General features: G+C 77.0%; 3 protein-coding genes and 2 pseudogenes. 4 read left to right on the forward strand and 1 reads right to left on the reverse strand.

Annotation, left to right across the window (positions count from 1 at the left end; all coding sequences use genetic code 11):
* From BJF79_RS56180 to BJF79_RS67610, 4 genes and pseudogenes are all read left to right on the forward strand, one after another.
* Window positions 1-399: pseudogene (locus BJF79_RS56180) on the forward strand (ABC transporter ATP-binding protein); the annotation flags it as partial.
* A gap of 78 nt (window positions 400-477) precedes the next feature.
* Window positions 478-1,077, forward strand: coding sequence for a TetR family transcriptional regulator (locus tag BJF79_RS33800; RefSeq protein WP_075903559.1), 600 nt, complete (start codon window positions 478-480; stop codon window positions 1,075-1,077).
* Window positions 1,078-1,177: 100 nt separating this feature from the next.
* A pseudogene (locus BJF79_RS62860) lies at window positions 1,178-2,391 on the forward strand (RtcB family protein); the annotation flags it as partial.
* 202 nt (window positions 2,392-2,593) lie between these two features.
* Complete coding sequence (locus tag BJF79_RS67610) at window positions 2,594-2,734, forward strand: RtcB family protein (RefSeq protein WP_410050177.1); 141 nt, start codon at window positions 2,594-2,596, stop codon at window positions 2,732-2,734.
* Between the two features lie 39 nt (window positions 2,735-2,773).
* Here the strand turns inward: BJF79_RS67610 and BJF79_RS33810 are convergent.
* The coding region (locus tag BJF79_RS33810) for an aldehyde dehydrogenase family protein (protein ID WP_075903561.1) at window positions 2,774-4,026 on the reverse strand (1,253 nt) is incomplete at its 5' end.

Consider the following 4,026-nt stretch of genomic DNA (forward strand, 5'->3'; position numbering starts at 1 on the left):
GACGCCGCCGAGGAGCTGCTCGCCCGCGTCGGCATCGGCGAGTACGGCCGCCGCTCCGCGCGCGCCGTCCCGCCGGACGTCGCGCGGCTGGCCGAACTGGCGCGCGCGCTGGCCGCCGACCCGTCCGTCCTGCTGCTCGACGAGCCGTGGACGGGGCTGCCCGAGCGGCGGTCGCGGGCGCTGGAGGTGCTGCTGCGCGACCTCGCCGCCGAGGGCCTGGCGGTCCTGGTCGCGGGGCACGACCTGGAACCGGTCCTCGGCGTCTGCGACGTCGTGCACGTCCTGGACGGCGGCCGGGTGGTCGCCAGCGGTCCGCCCGCGGAGGTCCGCGCGGACGCGCGTTCCCGCGGCGTCTACCGGGACGCGCGGACGCCGGAGGCGCGCCTCACCAACCGGTGACCGCGCCGCTCGGGCGAGGCCGGGAACGCGCGCCGGGTGATAATGGTGGCCCGCCGACCGCTTCCGGAGGAAACGCTGATGGGCACCGCCGACCGTCCCGTGCGCGAAGCCCTGCTGGACGCCGCCGCCGCGCTGCTGGTCGAGCGCGGCTACCGCGGGCTGCGCATGCAGGACGTCGCGTCCGCCGCCGGGGTGAGCCGGCAGACCGTCTACAACGAGTTCGGCGACAAGTGGGGCCTGGCGCAGGCCGTGGTGATCCGCGACAACGACCACTACCTCGACGGCATCGACCGGGTGCTGTCGGAGCACGCCGACCTGTTCGACGCGGTCGTCGCCGCCGTCCGGTACACGCTGGAGACGTCGGCCGACGACCAGCTGAAGAAGGCGGTGCTGACCGGCGCGGGCGGCGAGGAGCTGCTGCCGCTGCTGACCACGCAGGCGGAACCGCTGCTGTTCACCGCGCGCGCCCGGCTCACCGAGCACGCGCTGCGGCATTGGCCGCATCTGGACCGCGCCGTGCTGGCCGAGGTCGCCGACGCGGCCGTCCGGCTGACGATGAGCCACATCATGCTGCCGTCCGGCCCGCCCGAGCACGTGGCCCGGTCCGTGGCCCGGATGGTGACGGGCCACGTGATCGCCGCCGAGAACCCGGGTGACACCGTCGGAAGCGCGCGGTAACGTCGCTTCCGCCTCGCGGCTGCTGAACCCGAGGAGACCGGCGCGCCCCGGACGGGCGCCCGGCTCGCCGTCGCGCCCTCTGCGCGGACGGCTCCCATCCGTGTTCGGCCATCGCCGGAGGTCCCCCTTGTCCGCGAACGCATCCGCACGTCAAGATCATCGGCTCGTCCGGGAGGACGGGCACTGGCTCACGCTGCCCAACCCGCACGGCGTCCCCGCGGAGATCTGCGCGGGGACGGACGTCCCGCTGGAACCCGCCGCCGTCACCGAGGCGCTGGACCTGCTGGAGACCGCGCGGACGCTCGACCGGCTCGCCGAGGTCACGCCCGGCCTCGCCGGGACGCCGCGCATCGCCCGCGCCGCCTTCACCCCCGACTTCCACAAGGGCGCCGGGATCCCGATCGGGACGGTCCTGGACGTGGAGCACGCGCTGCTGCCGCAGGCGGTCGGCAACGACGTCAACTGCGGGATGCGGCTGGAGGTCACCGCCCTGGACGCCGACCGGGTCCGGGGACGGCTGGACGCGCTCGAACGGCGGCTGCGGCACCTGTTCTTCGAGGGCGGCCGCCGGATCGCGCTCACCCCGCTGCAGCGGGAGGCGCTGCTGCGCGACGGCCTGCCCGGCCTCCTGACGACCGGGCCGGCGCGCTGGCGGGGGCTGGGCCCGGACGACGCCGACGACTGCGTCGACCGCGTCCACTGCGCCGGGCTGCCCGTCCCGACGGCGGAGGCGTTCGCCGACTGGGTCGGCGGCGCGGGCGGGGCCCCGGACGAGCCGGGCCACGACGCCGTCATCGGCGGGATCGGCGGCGGCAACCACTTCGCCGAACTGCAGTACGTCGACGCGTGCACGACGCGGCCGCCGCGCACGCGTGGGGCCTTCGCCCGGGCACGGTGGTGGTGATGGTGCACAGCGGGTCGCTGTCGCTGGGGCACCAGGCGAACGCGACCGCGCTCGACCGGCTCCGCGCGCGGTGGCCGCGGGGGCTGCCGCGTCCGCGCAACGGCGTCCTGCCGTTCCTGCCGGACGAGCGGACGGAGCCGGACCTGCGGCGGTACCTGGAGGCGTTCGGCAACGCCGCCAACTTCGCGCTCGGCAACCGGTTCTTCCTCGCGCTGACCATGCGCGCCGGGCTCGCCGCGGAGTGCGGGGAGCCGCACGCCCGGATGCTGTACGACGCGCCGCACAACCTGTTCTGGCGGGACGGGGACCGCGCGGTGCACCGCAAGGGCGCGACCCCGGCGGGCGGCCACGCCGAGATGGCGGGCGGCCCGTACGCGATGTGGGGCGAACCGGTCATCGTGCCCGGATCGATGGGGGCGTCCAGTTTCGTCCTGCGCGGGCACGGCAGCGCCCGGACGGTCGCGAGCGTGCCGCCACAGGGGCGGGGCGGCGGGTGCGCGCGGTGCGGCGGCGCGCGGGAGCGACGCCGAGCTGGACGCCTTCCTGCGGGAGTTCCGCGTGGTCACGCCGCTGGACCACCGGGACCCGCGGGTGGCGCGCCGGTCGGACGTCATGGCGGCGTGGCGGCGCGACCTCAAGCAGGAGGCGCCGTGGGCCTACAAGGACATCGGCCCGGTGGTGTCCGGCCTGCACGGCGGCGGCGTCGCGTCGCCGGTCGCCGAACTGCGGCCGCTGCTGACCGTCAAGGGGTGAGGCGGCCCGCCCCGCGACGGCCCGTCCCGCGACGGCCCGTCAGGGCGCGGTCTCGATGTGGACGACCTTGACGGCCGTCATCTCGTCGAGCAGTTCGGGCCCGTACCCGAAGCCCTCCCCGGAGGCGCCGCGCGGGGTGGCGGCGCCGCCGGGGGCGCCGCCGAACACGGCGTTGACCTTGACGGTCCCGACGGGCAGGTCCCGCCAGGCTCGCCGGGCGTGCGCCATGTCGCGGGTGAGGACGGTCGCGGCCAGGCCGTGGCGGGCGCGGCGCGCGGCGTCCAGGGCCGCGTCGAAGGACGCGACGGCGCGGACGGGCGCCACGGGCCCGAACGTCTCCTCGGTCATGATCGCCATGTCGTCGGTGCAGCCGTCCAGGACGGTCGCCGGGTAGAACGCGCCGGGGCCGCCGGGGATCTCGCCCCCGGCCAGGACGCGGGCGCCGTCGGCGACGGCCTTCTCGACGTGCTCGTGCACGCGGGCGCGGTGCCGCTCGTCCACGAGCGGCCCGAGTTCGGTGGCCGGGTCGAAGCCGGACCCGGTCCGCATGGCGCGGGCGCGTCCGGCGAGCGCGTCGACGAAGGCGGCGTGCAGGGACTCGTGCGCGTAGACGCGTTCGACGGACGTGCAGATCTGCCCGGCGTTCGCGAAGCAGCCGAGCGCGGCCTGCCCGGCGGCCCACTCGGGGTCGACGCCCGCGTCGACGATCAGCGGGTCGGTGCCGCCGTTCTCCAGCAGCGCCTTGGCGCCGTTGCGGGCGGCCAGTTCGGCGATGCGGCGGCCCGCGCGGGTCGAGCCGACGTGCGCGACGACGGCCGGGACCGGGTGCGCGGCGAGGGCCTCGCCGGTGGCCGCGGTGCCGGTGACCAGGTCGAGGACGCCGTCCGGTAGGGGTCCGGCGAGCAGTTCGGCGAGCAGCGCGCCGGTGTGCGGGGTCCGCTCGGACGGCTTGTGCACGACCGTGTTGCCGGTGACGACGGCGGCGCCGACCAGCCCGCAGGCGATGGCGACCGGATCGTTCCACGGGGTGATCACCGCGACGACGCCGCGCGGCTCGCGGACCATGAGGTCGGCGGCCGTCCGGCCGCCCTGCAGGCTGCGGCCGCCGTGCAGCGGGCCCAACTCGGCGTACTGGCGCAGGGCGGCGATCCCGGCCTCGACGCCGCCGCGCGAGTCGTCGGCGGGCTTGCCCATCTCCGAGGTGACCAGCGCGGCCAGTTCGTCGGCCCGGGCCGCGACGGCGCTCGGCGGCGGCGTGCAGCGCCGCGCGCGCTCGGCGGCCGGGACGGCGG

Source organism: Actinomadura sp. CNU-125 (genome assembly GCF_001942465.1).
In the GTDB taxonomy this organism is placed as follows: domain Bacteria; phylum Actinomycetota; class Actinomycetes; order Streptosporangiales; family Streptosporangiaceae; genus Spirillospora.

What these genes read in the sequence shown, in the direction of transcription:
- BJF79_RS67610 (WP_410050177.1), top strand. Translation starts at nt 2,594, where the DNA reads ATGGCGGCGTGGCGGCGCGACCTCAAGCAGGAGGCGCCGTGGGCCTAC.
- BJF79_RS33800 (WP_075903559.1), top strand. Translation starts at nt 478, where the DNA reads ATGGGCACCGCCGACCGTCCCGTGCGCGAAGCCCTGCTGGACGCCGCC.